General features: G+C 41.0%; 16 protein-coding genes. 3 read left to right on the forward strand and 13 right to left on the reverse strand.

From position 1 onward, the window contains the following. Positions 1-65 precede the first annotated feature (65 nt). From thrB to trxB, 6 genes are all read right to left on the reverse strand, one after another. Positions 66-935, reverse strand: a complete 870-nt coding sequence (thrB, locus tag IGJ45_RS09840) for a homoserine kinase (RefSeq protein WP_103299721.1) — start codon at positions 933-935, stop codon at positions 66-68. After that, complete coding sequence (gene thrC, locus IGJ45_RS09845; RefSeq protein WP_005471205.1) at positions 932-1,990, reverse strand: threonine synthase; 1,059 nt, start codon at positions 1,988-1,990, stop codon at positions 932-934. The genes thrB and thrC overlap by 4 nt, the downstream gene beginning before the upstream one ends. A gap of 3 nt (positions 1,991-1,993) precedes the next feature. Then, positions 1,994-3,229, reverse strand: a complete 1,236-nt coding sequence (locus tag IGJ45_RS09850) for a homoserine dehydrogenase (protein WP_349703752.1) — start codon at positions 3,227-3,229, stop codon at positions 1,994-1,996. A 116-nt stretch (positions 3,230-3,345) separates the two neighbouring features. Next, positions 3,346-3,639, reverse strand: a complete 294-nt coding sequence (locus IGJ45_RS09855) for an ArsR/SmtB family transcription factor (RefSeq protein WP_003126275.1) — start codon at positions 3,637-3,639, stop codon at positions 3,346-3,348. Between the two features lie 230 nt (positions 3,640-3,869). After that, positions 3,870-5,597 carry a phospho-sugar mutase gene (locus IGJ45_RS09860; RefSeq protein WP_349703753.1) on the reverse strand — a complete coding sequence of 576 codons (1,728 nt, stop codon included), beginning with the start codon at positions 5,595-5,597 and terminating at the stop codon, positions 3,870-3,872. 146 nt (positions 5,598-5,743) lie between these two features. After that, entirely contained in the window at positions 5,744-6,676 is a 933-nt protein-coding gene (gene trxB, locus IGJ45_RS09865; protein WP_081131603.1) for a thioredoxin-disulfide reductase, read from the reverse strand. Between the two features lie 186 nt (positions 6,677-6,862). On the opposite strand from trxB, the gene IGJ45_RS09870 reads away from it, so the two are divergent. Then, positions 6,863-8,248, forward strand: coding sequence for an MATE family efflux transporter (locus IGJ45_RS09870; protein WP_311810592.1), 1,386 nt, complete (start codon positions 6,863-6,865; stop codon positions 8,246-8,248). Between the two features lie 380 nt (positions 8,249-8,628). Continuing rightward, positions 8,629-9,102, forward strand: coding sequence for a glutathione peroxidase (locus tag IGJ45_RS09875; protein ID WP_156247420.1), 474 nt, complete (start codon positions 8,629-8,631; stop codon positions 9,100-9,102). A 104-nt stretch (positions 9,103-9,206) separates the two neighbouring features. On the opposite strand, the gene IGJ45_RS09880 is transcribed toward IGJ45_RS09875, so the two are convergent. The 3 genes from IGJ45_RS09880 to IGJ45_RS09890 form a co-directional block, all read right to left on the reverse strand. Further along, on the reverse strand, positions 9,207-10,664 hold the full coding sequence (locus tag IGJ45_RS09880) for a family 1 glycosylhydrolase (protein ID WP_156247419.1): 1,458 nt from the start codon (positions 10,662-10,664) through the stop codon (positions 9,207-9,209). Positions 10,665-10,737: 73 nt separating this feature from the next. Further along, positions 10,738-12,171 carry a 6-phospho-beta-glucosidase gene (locus IGJ45_RS09885; RefSeq protein WP_349703754.1) on the reverse strand — a complete coding sequence of 478 codons (1,434 nt, stop codon included), beginning with the start codon at positions 12,169-12,171 and terminating at the stop codon, positions 10,738-10,740. A gap of 33 nt (positions 12,172-12,204) precedes the next feature. Next, the gene (locus tag IGJ45_RS09890) at positions 12,205-13,581 is read right to left on the reverse strand and encodes a 6-phospho-beta-glucosidase (RefSeq protein ID WP_003126266.1); all 1,377 of its coding nucleotides are present in this window, start codon (positions 13,579-13,581) and stop codon (positions 12,205-12,207) included. A gap of 260 nt (positions 13,582-13,841) precedes the next feature. On the opposite strand from IGJ45_RS09890, the gene IGJ45_RS09895 reads away from it, so the two are divergent. After that, positions 13,842-14,762, forward strand: coding sequence for a MurR/RpiR family transcriptional regulator (locus IGJ45_RS09895; RefSeq protein WP_003126265.1), 921 nt, complete (start codon positions 13,842-13,844; stop codon positions 14,760-14,762). A gap of 75 nt (positions 14,763-14,837) precedes the next feature. Here the strand turns inward: IGJ45_RS09895 and IGJ45_RS09900 are convergent, their stop codons facing one another. The 4 genes from IGJ45_RS09900 to IGJ45_RS09915 form a co-directional block, all read right to left on the reverse strand. Continuing rightward, the gene (locus tag IGJ45_RS09900) at positions 14,838-16,757 is read right to left on the reverse strand and encodes a beta-glucoside-specific PTS transporter subunit IIABC (RefSeq protein WP_003126264.1); all 1,920 of its coding nucleotides are present in this window, start codon (positions 16,755-16,757) and stop codon (positions 14,838-14,840) included. Between the two features lie 114 nt (positions 16,758-16,871). Beyond that, positions 16,872-17,714, reverse strand: coding sequence for a BglG family transcription antiterminator LicT (gene licT, locus IGJ45_RS09905; RefSeq protein WP_003126263.1), 843 nt, complete (start codon positions 17,712-17,714; stop codon positions 16,872-16,874). A gap of 415 nt (positions 17,715-18,129) precedes the next feature. After that, entirely contained in the window at positions 18,130-19,911 is a 1,782-nt protein-coding gene (locus tag IGJ45_RS09910; RefSeq protein WP_349703755.1) for an ABC transporter ATP-binding protein, read from the reverse strand. Beyond that, positions 19,911-21,662, reverse strand: a complete 1,752-nt coding sequence (locus tag IGJ45_RS09915; RefSeq protein WP_438768673.1) for an ABC transporter ATP-binding protein — start codon at positions 21,660-21,662, stop codon at positions 19,911-19,913. The genes IGJ45_RS09910 and IGJ45_RS09915 overlap by 1 nt, the downstream gene beginning before the upstream one ends. Positions 21,663-21,692: the final 30 nt, after the last annotated feature.

The raw sequence follows: 21,692 nt of genomic DNA on the forward strand, positions 1-21,692 counted from the left end.
GAGTAATGGTCAGCTAGACTGTACCATTATTCTGGGGATCTTTGCTTGTGTCAAATCAGAAAAGTCTAAAAGACTTGGACGCCTTCTCGATCGATCTGCAACTGTTCGATCGCTGCATTGGTTTCAAGCGCATGGAGAAGGCGGCAGATCTTATCTGCCTTTTCGGGTGGGACAATCGCTAAGACAGTTGGTCCAGCCCCACTCAGGAAGCAGCCATAGCCGCCTTCTTCTTCACAAATTTGGCGGATCGTGGATAAATGCGGAATTAATTTTTCACGATAGTTCTCATGAAAACGATCCGCCTGCATCATTTTACCTGCTAAAGGTAGATTCCCTTTGATCACTGCTGCGATCATCACATTGGCGATTGCACTGGCTTCAACAGCAGTTGAAAAGTCCAGTGTTTTAGGGAGGACATTCCGACTAGCTTCTGTCAACAATTGTTCTTGCGGAATATAAGCAACAATATCGCATTCCGGAAAATGATGTTTAACAACATAAGTTTGTTTATGTTCATGATCAAAGGCCGTAATCAGAAAATCGCCATAAATTGCCGGTGCCACATTGTCGGGGTGGCCTTCAATGGCCGTTGCAATATCAACTTTCTGTGCATCACTTAAGTTCAGGTGTCCTAAACGATTGGCTAATTCGATTCCAGCCACGATAACCGATGAACTGCTGCCTAATCCCCGTGCTAAAGGTATATCTGAGTACATGCGGATTTTACGCGGTGTAAGTGTAGGTGCAAGCTTCAGCGCGACACGTAACAGCAGATTACTTTCATCATTAGGGATTTCACTGCCAAGTTCATGTAAGATCTCCCATCGGTCACTTTCTTCCATAATTTCAATGAATAGATATTTTGAGAGAGCAATCCCGCAAGAATCAAAACCAGGTCCTAAATTTGCACTGGTTGCAGGAACGCGAATCTTCATAGTTGAGACACTCCTTTACGCAGGTGTTGCCGCATTTCTTCTAGATCACTCATCTTATGGATCGCTACTTCAGTAGCCTGAATAGCTGTATCAGGATCTTTCAAACCGTTTCCAGTAAAGACTGCCACTACGGTTTCACCAGGACGAATTTTCCCGTTTTTCACGTGCTGAATCACGCCTGCTAGTGAAGCAGCCGATCCTGGTTCAATAAAGACACCGTCTTGTGCAGCTACCTTTCGGTAAGCATTCAAGATCTCTTCGTCGGTTACAGCATCGATAAACCCTTTTGATTCATCACGAGCGGCTTCTGCTAGCTTCCAACTTGCTGGATTGCCGATCCGAATCGCTGTTGCGATTGTTTCTGGCTCTTCGATTACCGCGCCTTTTACGATTGCTGCGGCACCTTCTGCCTCAAATCCATGCATTCTTGGTAGTGAAGTCCCTTGTTTGTCATGCCATTCTTTGAATCCTTTCCAATAAGCAGAGATGTTTCCAGCGTTTCCTACTGGAATTGCTAGTACATCTGGCGCTTTCTCCAACTGCTGGCAAATTTCGAAGGCAGCGGTTTTTTGTCCTTCCAAACGGTAAGGATTGACTGAATTCACGAGGGCCACAGCTTCTGTTTTGGCAATTTCTCTAACTGCTTTTAGTGCTTCATCGAAATTCCCGGGAATAGAAATAATATCCGCGCCATAAACGATTGCCTGTGCCAACTTGCCCATTGCGATCTTACCATCTGGAATCACCACATAGGCTTTGATTCCTGCTCGTGTCGCATACGCTGCTGCTGCAGCACTGGTATTACCAGTAGAAGCACAAACGATTGCTTTTGCGCCTTCTTCCACCGCTTTGGCTACTGCCATCACCATTCCCCGATCTTTGAAAGATCCAGTAGGATTTAGTCCTTCGTATTTCCCATATAATGTGATACCCAATTCTTTTGATAAGTTATTCAATGGAATCAGCGGTGTGTTTCCTTCTGCTAATGAGATTAGCGGTGTTTTTTCTGTCACCGGTAAATACTCTTTATAGTGCTTTAATAGTCCTTCATACATCTGCTACTCCTCCATTACTTTCATGATTTGGCTAATTCGACCATCTTCAAAAATCGATAATGCTGTTGTTAATTCCGAGGGACTCAATGGCTTCGTCAAAAATGCTTTCTTTTCCAAGATAGATTCTTGGTCGATCCAGTCCAATGTCTGTTGCTGCGCTGCTAATGGTCCAGTCAACGCAATGTAATAACGTTGACGAAGCTCATCTGGTACTGCAATCTGAGTCGGCTGTTCAAAGGTTAGAAATGATTCAGTGATCCCAGCAGATTTATTTTTAGCGATCTCCGTCACATCTGCCAGCACACTCGTCGCAGTAGGACGAGCTCCCGCTCCAGGCCCGTAAAGCATGGAACGATCGATGCCCGTACTTTCGATATACACGCCATTAAACTCATATTTGATTGAGGCTAGCGGATGGGGCTTAGGGACAAGAACTGGACCAACAGAAACAGCGACATGATTTTTTGGTGTCTTTTGTGCCGTACCAATAAGTTTCACTTCATACCCTAGTTGTTGGGCATAAATGATGTCTTCAATTGCTAATCCACGAATGCCGCCGATAGAAACATCTTTCATCTCGATCGTCATACCAAATGCAAATTTTGTCAAGAGGACCATCTTATAAGCTGCATCAATACCGTCCACATCATTGGTCGGGTCCGATTCTGCAAATCCTTTTGCCTGTGCTTCAGCTAGAACTTCCTCATAACTTAAGTTATCTGTTAACATTTTTGTCAGCATATAATTCGTCGTACCATTGACGATGCCAGAAATCGAGGTAATCGTATCGGGTAAATAATGCGTGCTTAATGTTCGCAATATAGGAATCCCGCCTCCCACGCTGGCTTCATAATACAATGCAACACCGGCTTTTTTAGCAGCGGCAGTCAGTTCTGGGCCATGAGTCGCCAAGAGATCTTTATTGGCGGTTACAACATGTTTCTTGTGAGCTAACGCACCAAGAATAAAATCCTTCGCAGGATCGATCTTGCCAATCAATTCCACAATGACATCGATGGACTCATCCTGATAGATTTCCTGAATATCACTAGTCAGTTCAAACCCGTATTTTTGGGCAATTGCGCTTTTATCATCATAAGGAGAGGCCAATGCTTTCGTAATAAAAATCTCGACACCAGTTCGGGCTGCGATTGCCTCTCTTTGTTCCGCTAATAGTTGGCAGACTCCAGTGCCTACGACACCCATTCCTAGTAGTCCTATATTTAATTGCTCTTTCATATAGCCTCCTTACCGAAAACGTTATTAAAAAATCGTTCATCCATTTTTAATTTTCTACTAGCATACCAAAAAGCATAAGAAAAAACTAGGACTTTCGAGAAATTCTCGTCCTAGTTTCAGCGGTGATGGATATGAGCGAATGTTTTTTGTAAGATGTCGACTACGTGCTTGTCATCTAAACTATATAAAATTGTCTTTCCTTGTCGTTCCGATTTTACGATCCGATTATCTTTCAATAGTTTCAATTGATGAGAGACCGCAGATTGTTCCATCATCACTTGCTCTGCGATCGAAGTTACATTACGTTCTCCTTCTTCTAAAGAAAGCAATATCTTCAAACGTGTAGGATCACCAAGCATTTTAAAAATTTGAGTGACTTTTTGGATATCTTCTTGATCTGGTTGAGTCATGCTGGTCTTCCTTTCTCGATGGTGAATAAAATTCTAGCTGGTTCAAGCATTCTTTGTCAAGCCCCATTGAAAACAAGGCGTCAAAATATATGCATGATCCACCCAAATACCTGGAAAAGAAGCAGCACATTTTCCTGTAATATGTTCTCCAAGAAGAACTGAATATCAGCAAAATAATCTATCTGCTTCTCATCCAAGTATTTGAAAAGGATCTAGCTCTTGTTTATCGCTTAAACTTCTGTAATTTCATTAATGGCAGCTTCAAGTTCAGCAATTTTATTTGCTGCATCTTCAGAAGAGTTTCCTTTGACACCAATGTAAAATTTGATTTTTGGTTCAGTTCCAGAAGGACGAACCGCAATCCAGCTCTCATCTTCAAGAGTATATTTCAATACATCTGACGGTGGTGTAGTCATTTTTTGCATGTGACCATCTAAACCAACTCTTGTCAATTCTTTGAAATCTTCTGTCTGAACGACTGGTATACCCGCGAAAACTGATGGTGCTTTTTCTCGGAATGTTTTCATCAATGCAGTGATTTTGGCTGCACCTTCCATACCGCTCATCGTAACAGAAATCGTTTTTTCGGCATAATAACCATATTCCTCAAAGATATCTTGCAATCCATCATAAAGTGTTTTGTCCGATTGTTTATAAAAAGCAGCGACTTCAGCCAACAAGACAAGTGCTTGGATCGCATCTTTATCTCTCACAAAAGGTTTTACCAAGTAACCGTAACTTTCTTCAAAACCAAACATGAACGTATGGGAATGATCTGTTTCATACTGTTGGATTTTTTCGGCAATGAATTTGAAGCCAGTCAATACATTGACCATTTCAACGTCGTAAGACTGGGCAATCGCTGTTGGCAATTCACTAGAAACGATCGATTTTAGGACTGCTGCATTTTCCGGTAGTGTGCCGGCATTCTTGTGGGCTTCTAGAATGTAACGGATCATCAATGCGCCTAATTGATTTCCTGTCAATACTTGATAGTTTCCATCAGGCATCCGGACTGCAGCACCCAAGCGATCCGCATCCGGATCAGTTGCAATCAACAAGTCTGCGTCTTCTTTTTCTCCCAGAGCAATCGCATATTCAAAGGCAGAATGTTCTTCTGGATTCGGTGACTTGACTGTACTGAAGTTTGGATCCGCAACAGCTTGTGAAGGTTCAATAATAAATTGCTCAAACCCTGCTTGTTTCAAAGCTTTTTCACCAAGCATCCGACCTGTTCCGTGTAATGGTGTGTAAACTAATTTAAGATTTTTCCCTGTTGTCTCGATTAATTTTTGATCGATTGTCACTGTTTTGACTTCTTTTAGATACGCAGTATCGACCTCATCGCCGATAATCGTGATCAATCCACTATGCTTTGCTTCTTCTTCTGATAAAACTGGAATTTCTAGTGGATTTTCAATTTCTCGAACAAAAGCTGTCAAGGCGTCCGCATCTGCTGGAGGCATTTGTCCACCATCTTCGCCGTATACTTTGTATCCATTATAAGCTGCCGGATTGTGAGATGCTGTAATCATGATTCCAGTGAACGTATGCAGATAACGTACCGCAAAAGATAATTCAGGGGTTGGACGTAAGCTTTCAAACACAAAGGCAGGAATATCGTGTTTTGCTAATGTCTTGGCTGCTTCCATCGCAAATTCTGGTGAAAAATGACGAGAATCATATGCGATTGCGACACCGCGGCGACGGGTTTCTGGATCTTGTGTATCCATGAAGCGCGCCAATCCCTCTGTTGCTTGACGGACCGTATAGATATTCATGCGGTTGATCCCAGGTCCTAAGATCCCTCGCATCCCAGCAGTACCAAATTCAAGCGGCATATAAAAAGCATCTTGCAACATTTCTGGATCTTTCTCCAGTTCTGTTAACTGATCCTTCAACCCTGCTTCTAATTGTTGATGATTTTTCCATTGCTCATAAATTTGTTCCCATCCCATACAAAAACCACTCCTTCTAACTTTAAAATGACTATAATTTTAGTATAACACTACTTCTGTTTTTCTCAAAGAATAACCAAACGAAAATGCAAACGCACTGCTATCAAAAACGAATAACGTTTTATAAATAACAGTGCGTTCGATAATTATTTAATTGGTTGCTGGTCTTTTTGTGTTTCTATAAAATCAAATACTTGTTGGCCAGCGATACTGCCGTCCCCGACTGCTGTAGTGATTTGTCGTAAGCCTTTTTCTCGAACATCCCCTACCGCATAGACGCCTGGCATAGTTGTTTCCATCATTTCATTGGTTGGGATCCAACCTGTTTCATTCGTGAGTCCGCTAGCTCTGAATGGTTCAGTCAATGGATCTAGCCCAACGTAGATAAAGACACCACCAGCCGCTTCTTCCGTTACTTCATTTGTTTTGACATTTCGCACTTGAACACCAGTTACGACCATCTCGTTGCCTTTGATTTCTTCCACGACAGAATCCCAAATAAATGAGATCTTTTCATTGGCAAATGCTCGTTCTTGGATGATCTTTTGCGCACGTAGCTCATCCCGACGGTGGACAATCGTTACTTCTGAAGCAAATTGTGTTAAGTAGATCGCTTCTTCGACTGCAGAATCTCCACCACCAACTACGATCAACCGTTTGTTGCGGAAAAAGGCGCCATCACAAACTGCACAATATGAAACTCCGCGTCCAGCGAATTCTTCCTCGCCTTTGACTCCTAATTTTCTATGTACACAGCCTGTTGCAATGATCACAGTTTTCCCTTGATAATTCTTGTCTTCTGTGCAGACTTCCTTGTACTCTCCATGATCCGTGATCCCTTGAACGATGCCATAGGCATTCTCCACGCCAAAGCGGATGGCACTTTCATACATTTTAAAAGCAAGTTCTGGGCCTAAGATCGAATCGAAGCCAGGATAATTTTCAACCTCAGCAGTATTATTCATTTGACCGCCAGGAGCTCCCCGCTCAATCATCAGAACAGATAAATTTGACCGTGACGCATACAGCGCTGCTGTCATGCCGGCAGGTCCAGCGCCGATAATAATTACATCATACATAATTGTTCCCTCCATTTTCGACTACCCATACTTTACTTTCAAAAAGAATTTCTGTCGAATGTTCTGCTTACAAAAAATAATAAGATATTCCCGTTTTTTTCTCTGAAAATTACATTGACTTTCTTTTCATTTTTTGTAAAATTTTCACGATACATCTATTATATAGAAAACGGGGAGTCCTTACAATTGAATAAGAAAAAACTTTTGAAAAGATCTGATCGGGAACTATTGTTTCTTAGCTGGCCGATTTTTGTTGAACTATTTTTACGTGTGATTATTGGGAATGTCAATGTATGGATGATTTCCCATTATTCTGAACCAGCAGTCGCTGCCGTCAGCGCAGCAAATCAATTGCTGAATCTGACCGTCTTTATTTATGGTTTCATCACTGTCGGTACGCAAATCATTATTGCTCAACTAATTGGTGCGAAGCAGCGGGAAAAAATCCCTACTGTGATCAATACAGCACTTTTTGGTTCTCTATTCTTAGGTATTTTGATCAGCTTGATGTTTATCTTTGGCTCTGATCCATTGCTGCATTTTATGGGATTAGAAGAAGCATTGGTTGATTTGGGTCGCGGCTACCTGCAAGTATATGGCGGAAGCTTGTTTATTTCTTCGCTGACAGCTGTCATTATCGCGGTCATGCGTAGCCACAGCTTTACGAAACCTGCTTTGCTTGTACCGATGTTTGCCAGTATCCTAGCTGTTATTGGTAACTACTTTGTACTTTACAGTCCTTTTGGCTTACCTAATTTCGGTGTAACAGGACTAGCTTTCTCCAGTGTCTTCGGCAATACGATTGGCTTGATTGTTGCGGCATTTTTACTGAAAAAACACGTTGGTTTTTCTGTTCTTTCTGCCCGATTAAAGTATTTATCATGGGATGTAATGAAAAATGTCTTAACCTATGGCCTACCTTCCTCAGGAGAATCTTTGTCTTATCAAGGAGCACAAGTGGTAGTAACGATGATCGTTGCGCAATTAGGTTCAAGCGTGCTGATTGCTAAGTCTTATGTTACAGCGATCACTCAATTTGTGTATTTGATCGCCTCGGCGTTAAGTCAGGGAAATCAAATCATGATTGGTCGTCATGTAGGCGCAGGAGAATTTGAGCGAGCACAAAAACGGGGCATGCGCACAATGATTATTGGCATCATCGCTTCTGTTACAATTTGTTTATTGACTTATCTCTTTATCGAACCGATTATGGGAATCTTTACTACCAATGCTGAAGTCATCTCAATCGCTAAAGGCGTATTTCTTGTTGAAATCGTCCTAGAGACAGCACGTGCGGTCAATATGATTCTAGTGGGCTCTTTAAATGCCAGCGGGGATGTTAAATTCCCATTATTCTGCAGTTTGATCGTTCTTTGGGTCATCAGCTTACCATTCTCGTACTCTTTGGCCATCGTCTTTAAATTTGGCTTGATTGGTGTCTGGATCGCTTACGCAATTGATGAAGCATTGCGGAGTATTTTAATGATTTATCGTTGGCATTCCGGTGTGTGGAAAACCAAATCGGTAGTCCATGGAAAAGAAATTGAAGGCGAAGTCGCTTCAGAAATCTAATGACTTGCTAAAAAGGTCATCTTTTCTGCCAATTAGACAATCGAATGTCAAAGCGAATAAAAGAGCGTGAAACAAAAGTAAAAAATACTTTTGTTTTACGCTCTAAACACGTCTAAACAGCGGTAGCAGAAACAATGTCTTCGGAAATAAGTCGAAATACCAAAAAATTGAAAAGCAATTTCCATATATTCCTCCTTATTTATCGAAGTTTAACACTTCTGATCCCAACCTCTTATTGCTGCCTTGCGTCTATTTACTGCTGAAAGAAAATCAATTATTTTTGGTTTTTCATCCAGATTGAACTATACTAATTACAAGTTTAGAACTACTGAACAATCAACAATTAGAAAATACTGTCAACTATCGAAAGGAGCAAAAAAATGTCAATTTACGCGTTTCAAGCCACTTTGGAAAACGGTGAAACCTATTCATTAGAACGCTATCGGGGTCAAGCCATCATTGTCGTTAACACGGCGACAAAATGCGGATTGAGCCCCCAATTCAACGAACTTGAAGAATTGTTCCAACGATATCGCGACCAAGGATTGATGGTCTTAGGCTTCCCTTCCAACCAATTCAAACAAGAAGTTCATTCTGCTAGTGAAGCTGCCGAAGCTTGTCGCACAACCTATGGTGTTGACTTTCCGATGCATCAATTGACAGTCATCAACGGAAAAGAAGCTGATCCGCTTTTTCAATACTTGGAGGAAGAAGCCCCAGGAACGATGGGGAAAGCGATCAAATGGAATTTTACTAAATTTTTAATTGATCGCGAGGGATATGTCGTTGAACGTTTTGCCCCTCAGACCAATCCAACCAAAATGATCCCTAGTATTGAAAAGGTTCTTGGCTAATGATCTAACCAGAAAAAACATCCACTCACTCATCGGTTTGCAACAGCAATGAGTACTCTCTCACTGCTGTTTGCGCCATGAATGCGGGGATGTTTTCTTATTCTTTAAAGTTGTTCTCCATTTGAAGCAATCACTTCTTTGTACCAATCAAATGATTTTTTCTTTTTCCGGGCCAATGTTCCGTTCCCGTGATCATCCATGTCCACATAAATAAAGCCATAGCGTTTTTTCATCTCACCAGTTCCTGCCGATACAAGATCGATACATCCCCAAGGTGTATAGCCAATCAAGTCTACGCCATCAAGAGTTATCGCATCTTTCATGGCTGCAATGTGTTTTTTGAAATAATCAATTCGATAATCGTCATTGATCGAGCCGTCAGATTCCACTTTGTCTATGGCACCGAATCCATTCTCTACTACAAATAAAGGAAGATGATAACGATCAGACAATTGACACAATGAGATCCGCAACCCTAATGGATCGACCGCCCAGCCCCAATCCGATTCGGTTAAATAAGGATTTTTCACCGCAGGCATTTGGTTGCCGCCAACATACTTGACTGTTTCAGGATTTGCTGAAGAAGCGGTTGACATATAATAGCTAAAACCGATATAGTCAACCGTTCCGTTCGCAATGACCGCGTCATCTCCAGCTTCTTTTTTGATTTCGATCCCTTCACGTTCGAACTCTTTTACCTTGTGGGCAGGATAATAGCCTTTTGCTTGAACGTCAATATAGAATTCTTGTTCCCGATTGAATTGCAATGCAGCTAAAACATCCTCTGGGTTAGCTGTCATCGGATAACTTGGAATATACGCCACCATCATCCCAATCATGAAATCCGGGTTGATTCGGTGTCCCATTTGTACTGCTTTAGCACTTGCTACAAACAAGTGATGCGCAGCTTGATACTTATGCTGCTTATCATTTTTATGAATACCAATTTGTGTCCAACTTCTCAAAAAGTTGATCTCGTTAAACGTCATCCAATATTTCACTTTATCTTGGTAACGAGTGAAGATCGTTTCGCAGAAAAACAAGAAATAGTCGATCACTTTGCGATTCGACCAACCATCATATTCATCCGCTAAATACATAGGAATATCAAAGTGATTGATCGTCACCACTGGCTCAATGCCATGCTTCAACAGCTCATCGAAAACTGCATCATAAAAAGCCAGGCCGTCTTCGTTGATCTCTCTGGTTCCTTTTGGACAAATCCGTGCCCAGGAAATAGACATCCGAAAACACTTAAAGCCCATCTCTGCAAACAACGCAATATCTTCCTGATAATGATGGTAAAAGTCTGTCGCCACATGACTAGGATAATACTGCTCTGGATCGATGTACCCAACGGCACCTTCAGGTAATTCGGTATCCCGAGTAACTTTCCCGATCTGGCCGTCTTTTGTTTTATAGGTAATCATTCGCGGCTGATCCATACTGCCTCCTGTAATGGCATCGAGGGTGCTTAACCCTTTTCCGCCAGAAAGATAGCCGCCTTCATATTGGTTCGCGGCTGTTGCGCCACCCCATAGAAAATTTTTTGGAAACCCCATATTATCCCTCCATCGTAAAGACTATCAGCGGCTTTCTTCTTAGAATTCATCCAAGAAGAAGCCGCAAGCATGATTATTTGTTTGTTAAGTCTTCGCCATTTGAAGCAATGACTTGTTTGTACCAGTCGAAGGATTTTTTCTTCGTCCGTTTCAGCGTACCATTGCCTTCATTGTCGCGATCAACATAGATAAAACCGTAACGTTTTTTCATCTCACCTGTTCCCGCAGAGACCAAATCGATACATCCCCATGTTGTATACCCTAATAGATCAACACCATCTTTTTCAACAGCGTCTTTCATGGCTTGTATATGTGCTGCAAGATAATCAATTCGGTAATCATCCTCCACATAGCCATCAGCATCTGGTGTATCAACAGCACCCAAACCGTTCTCTACAATGAATAATGGTTTTTGGTAACGATCATAAAGGTCATTCATAGTAATCCGCAAACCTAATGGGTCGATCTGCCAGCCCCATTCGCTTGCTTCCAAATAAGGATTTTTTACTGAAGCAAAAATATTTCCAGAAGTTTGTTCCAATAGCTCAGCATCTGTTGTCGATACCCGAGAAGAGTAGTAAGAGAATGAAATAAAATCAACTGTGTGGGCCTTCAATAACTCTAAGTCGCCTTCTTCCATTTTGATCTCAATCCCGTTACGGGCCATTTCCTTCAATGCATATTGTGGGTATTCTCCCCGAGACTGGACATCAATGAAGAAATAGTTTTCGCGATCTGATTTTCTTGATGCCCAAACATCTTCAGGCTTACTTGTGTAAGGATAATAGGCACCTGCAGCCAGCATACAGCCCACTTTATTTTCCGGATCTACTTCGTGAGCGATTTTCGTCGCAATCGCAGATGCCAGTAATTCATGATGGGCCGCTTGGTATTTGATCTGCTCCACGTTGTCGCCTTCTTCAAAATAGAGGCCAGCTCCCATAAATGGCGCGTGAAGAATCATGTTGATTTCGTTGAAAGTTAACCAATATTTGACCAATCCTTTGTAACGATTAAAAATAACTCGGCATAAATTCTCATAAAAGCCTACTAATTCTCGTGAACGCCAAGCACCATATTTTTCTACTAAATGCATTGGACAATCAAAGTGCGTGATCGTTACCAGTGGTTCAATACCATATTTATGACACTCTTTGAAGAGATCCTCATAGAATTTCAAGCCGTCTTCATTTGGTTCTTGTTCGTCCCCTTTTGGAAAAATACGACTCCAAGCAATGGACAAACGATAGGTTTTAAAGCCCATTTCTCCAAATAAAGCAATATCTTCTTTGTAACGATGATACATATCGATTGCTTCTTTGGCAGGATAAAAATGATCCTCATCAAAATCAAACATTCTCATCTGTCCTGTGATCACTGGAAAACGATCTTTACCGATCGGTACAACATCGACATTGGCTAGGCCTCGCCCACCTTCGTTGTAACCTCCTTCACATTGATTGGCAGCAGTTGCGCCGCCCCATAAAAAGTCTTTTCTAAATCCCATTATTTCATTCCTACTTTCTTGATATTTTGTTGATTAATTAAGTGATTTTGCCAGTTCGTCTTGAACTTCGATTCCTTCTTTTTCCAAACGCTCAATCGTTGATTTAAAGTTTGGTAGATAAGCTTTGTGAGCAATAAATAATTCATCCATTACGCGTTTAGCTGTTTCTCCTGATGGCACCAATGGGTTAATGGTGAAAGCTTGTAATGCGGTATTGTAATCGCCAGTAACCGCTGCTTCGATCGTTAAAAGCTCCATAGCCTTCATTACTTGTAGCCAGCCTTTTTCTGCAGTCGGCAGCTCGCCAAAAGCCACATTGCGGGCACCTTGTCCCCCAACATACGCGGTAACTTCGACAACACAATCAGCCGGTAGGTCAGGAACAGCTCCCTCATTTTTGGTTGAGACCACGATCTGGGTATTTTTGTTTGCATAAATCGAGGCAATCGTTTCGCAAGCCGCATCTGAATAGTAGGCTCCCCCACGTTGCTGCAGCTGTTCTGGTTTATGATCCAATTCTGGATCTTTATAAAGTTCAAAAAGTTCTGCCTCTGTTTGCTTCACTTGCTGCGCTCTCGTTCCTACAGTCTGATATTCTTCCAGTGCATGCTTCAACATTTCTTCTTGACGATAGTAATAGCGATGATAACCGCAAGGAATCATTCTCATTTGTTCTAATTGTTCACGATAAAACGGCACATCAAAAATATTTTTCGGCAAACCATTATCTTCCTGATACATTTTATCAATAATATCCATCGTCACATCATTTCCGTGTGAGTCAGTGACTTTATGCCAATGGAAATGGTTTAAGCCAGCAAATTTGTAGATTAACTCATCCGGCTCTTTACCGATCAATGCAGGTTCGATCATGGTCGCCATCACAGGAACATTGCAAAGTCCAATCACTCTATCCCATTTCCCATAACGGACAACCGCTTCTGTGACCATGCCGCTTGGATTGGCAAAATTAATCAACCAAGCATTTGGACATAAGCGTTTCATATCTTCTACGATTTCCAGAATAATTGGTACTGTCCGAAATGCTTTAAACATCCCGCCAGGACCGTTGGTTTCTTGACCGATCATGCCATAATAGGCAGGAATACGCTCATCTTTGATCCGGGCATTCAGCAAGCCTACTCGAAATTGAGTCGTAACAAAATCTGCATCTTTCAAGGCTTCTTCTCGATCCAGCGTCATGTGGATTTTCACATCATAAGGAGAAGCATCCCACATTCGCTGTGCCATCGCTCCAACGATTGCCAGTTTTTCTTTTCCTGCTTCGATATCTACTAACCAAATTTCCCGAATTGGCAGTTCTTCATAGCGTTTGATAAAGCCTTCCATTAACTCCGGAGTATAACTACTGCCGCCACCAATGGTAGCGATTTTGATTCCTTTTGTCATTGTATTGCTCCTTTGCTATTTTATTTACACCCTTATTATCATTTATAAAATAATTTGATTCAATGTAAATTTATTATTTAGAAAAAGCGTTTGCAAATCTAGGGATATCTTGCGAGTGATTTGTAAAAAGCATTTACAAATCTAATGATATAAGGAATAATATTCATATCGACAATTATTCAAATACTCAAAAAAGAAAAATTTCCGATAATTTTATTTACAAACAACTATATAAAAATGTAAAAAGGAATGTGGATACCATGTTATTACAAGAAAAAATGCGCCAAATCAAGTTGGCACCTGCTGAACGATCTTTGATCGATTTTTTATTAGCCAATCCAACTGCGATGGCTGATCAAACCATCAAGGAATTGTCTGAAAAAACCTACGTTCATCCTTCTACTTTTATTCGGATTGCCAAAAAATTAGGCTTCAACGGTTGGCTCGACTTAAAGACAGCCTTTTTGGAAGAGCAAACCTATATGAGCAGTCATTTTACAGATGTTGATGCCAACTTTCCCTTTTCTTCCCATGACGGGATTATGACGATCGCCAAAAAGTTAGCGAAACTCGAACAAACAACGATTGAAGATACGCTTTCCTTGATCCATCACGATGAACTGCAAAAAGCGAAACAATCGCTACTCAATGCCAGCCATATCAAGATTTTCGCAAGTAATGCCAATACCTTGATTTCTCAAGACTTTGTTTTGAAGATGCGGCGTTTAGGAAAAAACATCCATGTTTGTGACACTTTTGGCGAAAGTGCTTATGAAGCATCCAACTGTACTTCTGATACGACAGCCATCTTGATTTCTTATACTGGTGAAAACAAGATGATCAAAGAAATCGGTAAAATTCTTGCCGAACGTCAAGTTTCAATTATTGGAATGACTAGTATTGGCGAGAACGCATTGGCAAAATTAAGTGATTGTGTCTTAAATATCACAACCCGAGAAAGGCTTTACTCAAAGATCGCAAATTTCACGATTAATACGTCCGTTTGCTACCTACTGGATGTGCTGTATGGCATCGTCTTTTCGGAACATTATGAAAAAAATCTTCAGCATTTGATCGATATTGGCATGGCTTATGACAAACGTCCTACTTCCTCAACGATTATCGCTGAACCAACCTACGATAAAAATCTTCAATACAAAGACTCTCTGTTTCCGAATTAAACGGCTGACAAAAAGCGATCGCCCCACATGGCCGATCGCTTTTATACATAAATAGCTCTTTTTAGAAAGTTTTTGCTAAACGAGAGCTGTGATCAAATCATCTGAACAAGCAACTTCATTTTTATCTGATTCAATAATATCTAAGTAATCAGCAGAATTTGTTACCAAAACAGGGGTCTCAATGTTGAAACCAGCTTTGATCAGCGCATCTTTGTCAAAGGTAATCAATTTTTGACCTCGAGTTACTCTATCTCCTTGCTTGACATGCGCTTCGAAGTATTGCCCATTGAGTTGAACGGTATCTAAACCGATATGGATCAACAATTCCAATCCGTTATCTGAGATCAACCCGATGGCGTGTTTCGTTGGGAACAATGTCATAACGGTACCATCAAATGGAGCAACGACTTCCCCTTTTGTAGGATGGATCAAGATTCCTTTACCTAAGATTCCTTGGGCAAAAGCTTCATCTTTGGCACTGCTTAAAGGTGCAACCGTTCCTTCGATAGGAGAACTAATGATTTCTTTACGTACAGACATTGTAGGTTCGCCTTCAGCAATTTCTTCGACTACTGTATTGTCTTTCCAGAATGCCATCGTCAAACCAAAACCAATCGCTGCAGAGATGGCGATAGCAATCAGTGAAGTCCACATGCCACTCGCATCTCCATCCGGTGTGATGAAGTTAAAGATCCCGAAAATACCAAGTCCGCCCATCGTGTAGCCCGTTACACCATTGACCATTAAGAACAGTCCACCGACAGCACCACCGATCATAGAATATATGAAAGGAGTCTTTTTAGGAAGAGTGATCCCATAAATAGCTGGTTCAGTTACACCAAAGATACCAGAAATGATCGCTGGCGGACATAATGCTTTCATCTTTTTATCTCTTAATTTGAAATACATGGCAACGACAACTGCTGTTTGAGCAAAGCTAGCTCCGAAGGAACCTGTCAACACTTGGCTGAATCCTTGTTGCGTAACTTGCATGATCGCTAGTGGCACAACCGACCAGTGTAAGCCGAAGATAACCAATACTTGCCAGAAGAATCCTAGAATCAATCCATAAACCGCTGGCGAGAAGTCCATTAGCGCTTGGAATCCGGCACTCAAGAGATCTGTCAACATGCTGATGATTGGACCAATGATCAAGAACCCAACAGGTAAAGCAATCAGTAAGACGAAAAATGGTACCAAGAAAGTTTGCACGACACTTGGAATCACTTTTTTAGCAAGTTTTTGAATCTGTGCAGCAAATGCAATAATGAAAATGACTGGTACGACACTACTTGTATAGGTTGCCCCTACCCATGGAATACCTAAGAAAGTTTGATAGGCAGATTGTCCAAGTAAGCTATAAGGTGCTGCTGCTCCTTCTCCGGCAACTGCGGTAAAGGCTGTTTGCAGCGCAGTGCCTTGAATCGTTGGGTAGCATAGAGCGGCTCCAATAACGATACCGACCATCGGATTCAAACGGAATTTTTTTGCAGAAGTATAACCTAAAATAACCGGCATAAACATAAATATTGCATCACCGATCGCATTCAACATTACATATGTGCCTGATTCTGCTGTATAGTTGAACCAACCCTGTGTACCCAAAAAGACTAATAATGCATTAAACCCTTTGATCATACCGGCAGCTGCTAACGCACCTAAGAAAGGCTGGAAACAACCGCTGAGGATATCGATCAGACGATTGAAAATATTCCCTCCGGAACTTTCTTCTTCACTGTTTTCACTGATCCCCGCAACATCCACTACTTCTGCATAGACATCTGGCACATGATTACCGATAACTACTTGGTATTGACCGCCACTTTTCATCACTGTTACGACCCCATCCATATTTTTCAAGATGTCATCGTTCGCGATTCCTTCGTCTTTCAATTTAAACCGCAGCCGAGTGATACAGTGGGTCAAACTATTGATATTTTCTTTTCCGCCCACATTTGCCACGATTTTTTCTGCTAATTCATGATATTTTCCCATTTTTGTTTCCTCCAATTTTTGTTTGATTGAAGGTTTAGCCAACTGAATGTCACTATCCAAAAAATGCTTTACTATTCCCCAGTTTATTCTGGGGTGGCCTCCTTTCTTTTATGGTTAGCGATTCTTTTGCACCAATCGCGCAATATGAATCGTTAAATACAAACTTTCATCATTGGACATATCGTAACGATAATTCGTTACCAGAAATGATTTGATTTTTTGCACACATTGATAGGCGTTGCGATATTTTATCTTTACCATCTCAAGGAGCTCATCGTCAGTCTCTTCCGCATGGGTAGAGTGGTTCTGCATGCGGGAAACAAAAAAACGCAAATGCGTAGTAAAACGATAAAAATAAACCGATTCTTCATCGAAAGTTGTTTTAAAATAGTATTTGACGATATTGATGATATCTTGCATTGTTTTCGTCAATTCATAAAGATTGCTTTGATCATTGTTTTCTGTTTGAGCGTTTACCAAATGCAGTGCAATGAAACCCGCTTCATCTTCCGGCAACTCAATCCCATAGCGCTCACTAATTTTTTCAATCGTTCGTTTTCCGATTTTGAATTCATCTGGAAAAAATCGCTTGATGTCCCAGAGAAGAACATTTTTGACAACGATCCCTTTTTTGGCACGCTCGATTGCACTATGTAAATGATCAGGTAAAGAAATATAGATCGAATCGTTGATCGGTGAGGACAACTCTTCTCTTGCATATTCGATTACTTGGTTCGAAAGTTCCAAATATTCTAATGGCAAGTCGGCCAATAATTCCTGAAATTGGGAAGCAATCGTACGATTTTCTAAACGATATACTTTATCGATCGTTTGATCACTGATATCGTCACCAACTTTTTTCTTGAATGCGATCCCTCTTCCCATCACAATAATTTCGTTTTGTTTTTCATCAGTAGTTATCACGACATTATTGTTTAACACTTTACTGATTTTCATGTTTTACCCCCACTTGATTATTGACGTACTAACCTATTTTTATACGAGATAGCCATTCAAATCAATTTTGATCCATACTCCTTTTTTCCAGAAAAAAAACCTAATGAGAGCAGACCAAATAGCCTTACTTTCATCAGGTTTAGCTTGTTTTTTCAACAATCACTATCCATACGAATGATTAACTTATCCTTATGATAGCAAACGGAGAAAACGCTGTCAATACATTGACCGTAAAAAGGATTCGTTATTTTACTTCCTCCCGATTCCTTTTATAAAATGAATCGATGAAAAACAAGAACCCCACATACCCGCTCCCAAGCCAACACCAACAAAGTGATGGAGTAATGGATACATGGAATTCTAGAAATTAGTTAGTGTCCACTGGAAGGAAACAGCAAATAATATTTCCGACTGATCACACGTCACTGGACTGTAATTTATACATATCTGCATAAAGGCCTTGCTGTTTTAACAATGAATCATGGTTTCCTCGTTCGACGATACGTCCTTTATCTAAAACTAAAATCAATTCAGCATCCCGAATCGTGGATAATCGGTGGGCGATGGCAATCGTAGTTCTCCCTTGTCGCATATTCGCCAACCCTTCCTGGATCAATCCTTCTGTTTCGGTGTCGATATTGGCAGTAGCTTCATCTAAAACGAGGATTTTAGGATCAGTCACCATCGTTCTAGCAAATGAGATCAACTGTCGTTGCCCGCTGGAGTAGCTAGCGCCCCGTTCAATCACTTTGGCATGATAAGTGCCCTCCAGTTTTTCGATAAATTTATCTGCTTGCACAAATTTCGCTGCTGCTCGGATTTGTTCTTCGCTGATTTCTGGGTTCAATAAACGAATATTGTCAGAAATATCTCCATAGAACATGAAAGCATCTTGTAAAACCAATCCGATTTTTTTTCGCAATTCTTCGATAGTAAAATCGCGAATATCATGATCGTCAATCAAAATTTGTCCCTCACCAAATTCGTAAAAGCGCATTAAAACATTAATGATCGAGCTTTTGCCGCTACCAGTGTGTCCCACCAAAGCGACGGTTTCTCCTGGATAAGCAGTAAAGGAAATATTCTTCAATACATGATTTTCTCCATCATAAGAAAAACTGACATTACGAAATTCAATCTTTCCTTGTTCAATGACTTGATTCGCATCTGGATGTTGTTGTGGGGTAAATTCTTCATTATCCATGATTTTAAGAATACGGCTACCAGCCACCATGCCATCAGTAAAGACGCTGAGAAAATCCATCATCTGTGTCATAGGATTGAAGAAGCCTTGGACATAGGTGGTAAAAGCATAAATCAACCCCACTTCAATCGGAGAATGCAAAGCATCAAACCCAAACAATGTTAATGACATCGCAACTGCAATCGCATAGAGAAAATTGATGATCGGCGATAATAGCAACGAATTAGTACGAATCATTGCATACCTTGTCTTGAGGTATTCATCATTCGTTTCCTCAAATTCTCGGTTCAGTCGTGCTTCTTGTCGGAACTGCTGGATAATCTGCATTCCCGAGATCGACTCGTTCAATTTCGTATTCAATTGACTTAATTTTTCTCGCATTTGACGATAGATTCGGGAGCTGAATTTTTGATAATACCAGATGACGATCATCAAAATAGGTAAGAAAATCAGATTCAATAAAGCAATTTTTACGTTGATCTGAAACATGGCGGCAAAAGAAGATAGGACTGCAAAAATACCAGTCAAAACCATCAAAAACACATACCAGAATTCATACAATGTTTCGGTATCATTGCTGACCCGCGACACAATCGAACCTGCCGGAGTCTGATCAAAATACCGCATACCTAAACTATGCAGCTTCTCGAATAACTTGGTCCGCACATATTGATACGTCTGCAAGGAAGCCATCGAGTATAGAAACCATTGAAAAAACCAGATGACTGCTTTGATGACTACCCCAAAGAAATAGAGACCCGCAAAGAAATAGATGATTTGATTGGTTGCTGACTGTTGTGTTAGATAGTTATCCATGAATGTCTGCAGAATTCTAGGCAGGAGAATGTTGACAATTGATAAGAGAAAAGCAAAGAAAATGGCTGCAAAAAATGTCTTCTTGAAGGGTTTTGCAAATTGTAACATCCGCTTGATGATCAATTTTTGCTCTTTAAATGGAATTGATTTTGACCATTCAGATTCTTGACGTTCCATTACACTTCACTCCCTTCAATTTTGGCTTCCAGTTGTTGCTTGTCCCACATTTTTTTGTACCAGCCATTTTTGGCTAACAGGGCTTCGTGGGTCCCTCGCTCGATGATTCTTCCTTCATCGATAACTAAGATCTCTTCGGCATGCTTCACACTACTTAGCCGATGCGCAGAAATAATCGTTGTTTTGTCTTTTCGATAGTCTCGCAATTTGTGCAAAATATCTTCTTCTGTTTTGGCATCGACAGCTGACAAGGCATCATATAAGATCAGTAATTCTGGATCAACAATCAATGCCCGTGCGATGGACAACCGCTGTTTCTGCCCGCCAGATAATGAGACCCCTCGTTCACCGACCATTGTTTCGTATCCTTCTGGCAATGCTTTGATGTCATCATTGATTGACGCCAAATCAGCAGCCGCTTCAACCGCTTCTTGTGGTGCTTGGGGTACCGCAAAACGGATATTGTCTCGAATCGACATGGAAAAAAGAAAGTGATCTTGGGGAACATACCCGATAGAGCCCAATAACGCATTCAAAGTATATTCTTTGATGCTGTGCCCGCCAAAAAGAATGTCACCCTCATAATGATCATATTCCCGCATCAGCAACTTCAAAATGGAGGTTTTACCTGCACCGGTTTTGCCAACGATTCCTAATGTCTGTCCTTCATGTAAGGTAAATGCTATCTGTTGCAGCGTGATTTCTTCGGCATCATGATAGCGAAAAGCGTCTAACGCCACTTCAATTTTACCTTGAGCCGGCTCTTGGATCGCGTGTTTTTTTTCAACAATATGGGTTCTTTCCCCCAGCAATTCAGATACCCGATCATAGCTGGCATTCCCTCGTTCTAAAACATTGAACAGACGGCCAATGGCGAACATAGGCCAAACCAGCATACCAATATAACTAATAAATGAAACCAATTGGCCAATCGATATCTCTCCTGACATGACAAAACGACCACCCACAATAATCGTTAAGACATATGAGACACCGATAATCAATGTAATGAAAGGATCAAAAAGTGCATCTAAAAAATTGACTTTACGGTTCTTGATGATGGCATCATCAATTTTGGCTTGAAAATCTTGAATATCTTCTGTCTCTTGTCCAAACGTTTTGATGACTTTTATCCCAGTAATACTTTCTTGTGCTTTGTCATTAATCGCTGAAAAAGCTTCTTGCGAATCACGAAAAGCATCATGTAGTTTGCTGCCTAACACTCTAGCCATGACCGCAAGAAATGGCAAAGGAATCAACGCAATCAAGGTCAGACGCCAATCGATAAAAAGGATCATGGCGATGATCGTTGCTCCTCCAGAGATAAACGAATCCGCAAAAGTTAAAATACCCGCCCCAGCAACGTTTTGAATGGCGTTCAAATCATTGGTGGCATGGGCCATCAAATCTCCAGTTCGATGTTTTTGATAGAAAAGATGATCCATTTTGGTGAAGTGATCGAATAATTGACGACGTAAGCTTTTTTCCAAGCGTGCAGCACTCCCCCAAATATTTATCCGCCAGACAAAACGAAAAATATATTGTGCTAATGCAGCGGCAAGCAAAATACCTATCCAAAATAAAATCGTTTCTATCGAAATCTCTTTTTCTGCGATCTCATCAATAATGATTCCGATCACTTTGGGTGGCGCTAATTGAACGAGAGCCACCAAAACCAATGCGGCTACTCCTATATAATAATGTTTCCTTTCTTGTCTAAAAAACCAACCTAACTTTCTAAAAATCGACATAACACCCTCCTATTATTCACTCCTGTTGAC

Origin of the sequence: Enterococcus sp. DIV0574 (assembly GCF_051711125.1) — a bacterium.
Lineage (GTDB): Bacteria > Bacillota > Bacilli > Lactobacillales > Enterococcaceae > Enterococcus_D > Enterococcus_D gallinarum.

Coding starts and splice junctions, on each gene's coding strand:
- IGJ45_RS09890 (WP_003126266.1), bottom strand. CDS start 13,581: ATGACAAAAGGAATCAAAATCGCTACCATTGGTGGCGGCAGTAGTTAT.
- IGJ45_RS09910 (WP_349703755.1), bottom strand. CDS start 19,911: ATGGAACGTCAAGAATCTGAATGGTCAAAATCAATTCCATTTAAAGAG.
- licT (WP_003126263.1), bottom strand. CDS start 17,714: ATGAAAATCAGTAAAGTGTTAAACAATAATGTCGTGATAACTACTGAT.
- IGJ45_RS09860 (WP_349703753.1), bottom strand. CDS start 5,597: ATGGGATGGGAACAAATTTATGAGCAATGGAAAAATCATCAACAATTA.
- IGJ45_RS09915 (WP_438768673.1), bottom strand. CDS start 21,662: ATGTCGATTTTTAGAAAGTTAGGTTGGTTTTTTAGACAAGAAAGGAAA.
- IGJ45_RS09880 (WP_156247419.1), bottom strand. CDS start 10,664: ATGGGGTTTCCAAAAAATTTTCTATGGGGTGGCGCAACAGCCGCGAAC.
- IGJ45_RS09850 (WP_349703752.1), bottom strand. CDS start 3,229: ATGAAAGAGCAATTAAATATAGGACTACTAGGAATGGGTGTCGTAGGC.
- IGJ45_RS09855 (WP_003126275.1), bottom strand. CDS start 3,639: ATGACTCAACCAGATCAAGAAGATATCCAAAAAGTCACTCAAATTTTT.
- IGJ45_RS09885 (WP_349703754.1), bottom strand. CDS start 12,171: ATGGGATTTAGAAAAGACTTTTTATGGGGCGGCGCAACTGCTGCCAAT.
- IGJ45_RS09875 (WP_156247420.1), top strand. CDS start 8,629: ATGTCAATTTACGCGTTTCAAGCCACTTTGGAAAACGGTGAAACCTAT.
- trxB (WP_081131603.1), bottom strand. CDS start 6,676: ATGTATGATGTAATTATTATCGGCGCTGGACCTGCCGGCATGACAGCA.
- IGJ45_RS09895 (WP_003126265.1), top strand. CDS start 13,842: ATGTTATTACAAGAAAAAATGCGCCAAATCAAGTTGGCACCTGCTGAA.
- thrC (WP_005471205.1), bottom strand. CDS start 1,990: ATGTATGAAGGACTATTAAAGCACTATAAAGAGTATTTACCGGTGACA.
- IGJ45_RS09900 (WP_003126264.1), bottom strand. CDS start 16,757: ATGGGAAAATATCATGAATTAGCAGAAAAAATCGTGGCAAATGTGGGC.
- thrB (WP_103299721.1), bottom strand. CDS start 935: ATGAAGATTCGCGTTCCTGCAACCAGTGCAAATTTAGGACCTGGTTTT.